This window comes from Geminocystis sp. CENA526, assembly GCF_050753365.1.
Lineage (GTDB): Bacteria > Cyanobacteriota > Cyanobacteriia > Cyanobacteriales > Cyanobacteriaceae > Geminocystis.
Genome location: NZ_JBLZFY010000313.1, coordinates 1 through 1,058, shown reverse-complemented (window position 1 = coordinate 1,058; position 1,058 = coordinate 1). Strand labels below are relative to the sequence as shown.

Below are 1,058 nucleotides of genomic sequence, written 5' to 3'. Positions count from 1 at the left end.
GTATCAGACAAGTTAGGAGACTGGATAAATAATTTATTTGATGAGGATTATGTTAATATCCCTACCTTTTCAAATGACTTAAATTACTTGCTCAATGGGGGATTAGGTAAGGGGAGGTTATATGTTTTAGGTGCGCCTCCAGCTAATGGTAAATCAACTTTATCAGCCCAAATAGGAGATAACGCAAGTATTCAAGGTTATAAAGTAGGTTATGCAAGTTATGAAATGAGCGCCGATCAATTATTTTTATCTGGTTTATGTCGATTTGGGGGGATTAATTCGAGTAACCTTGAGGCAAAATTGCATTTAAAAAATAGTTCATTTGCTGAATTAGTTTTAAAGTCGATCGAGCAATATAACGAGAATTTAGGAGAGAATTTACACTTATTAGAGTGCGATGATAGTTATACCCCGAATCGATTATTAGCAATAATTAAAAAGCTAAAATTAGATTTGTTAATAGTTGATTATTTACAACTATTATCCTCTGGAGATACTAACCTAGATAACAACTTTAACGAGACATTAAAAGTAAGTAAAATTGCCACAGAATTAAAACGGATTAGTAGAAAAGCTAATATTCCTATTATTGCCATTTCAGACATTAATAAAGAGGCATATAACAAGGCAATGAGGGGAGGGGATTTAGATATGAGCGCTCTCAGAGATTCATTTAAGATTGCTCACAGTGCTGATTGTATAATGCTTTTAATGAGTTATGACAATACCGAAACTAGAAAAAATGATGAAAAATCCCCTACTGAAATTAAGATTACTCAGTTAGGTATTTTAGAAGAAAAGTTTAGAGATAAAAACCCAAATATTGCTCAAAAAATCCAGAATTTAGCTCATAAATTCAGACTAGAAAAGGATAAGGCTGATACTTATTCTCGGTTAATTATTGCCAAAAATAGGACTGGTAAATGTGGAGATATTTTATTTAAGTACTCAAAGGCTATTCATTACTTTGAGCCTCTTAATTACATTACAGATAACTTAAATGATTATGAACAATTTTAATTAAATAGGAGTAAAGCAATGGAAAACAAAAATAAAAT

At 31.1% G+C, this 1,058-nt stretch carries 1 protein-coding gene; it reads left to right on the top strand.

The genetic code is table 11. The features are described from left to right. The coding region (locus ACN4EE_RS23610) for a DnaB-like helicase C-terminal domain-containing protein (RefSeq protein ID WP_431708953.1) at positions 1-1,020 on the top strand (1,020 nt) is incomplete at its 5' end. Positions 1,021-1,058: the final 38 nt, after the last annotated feature.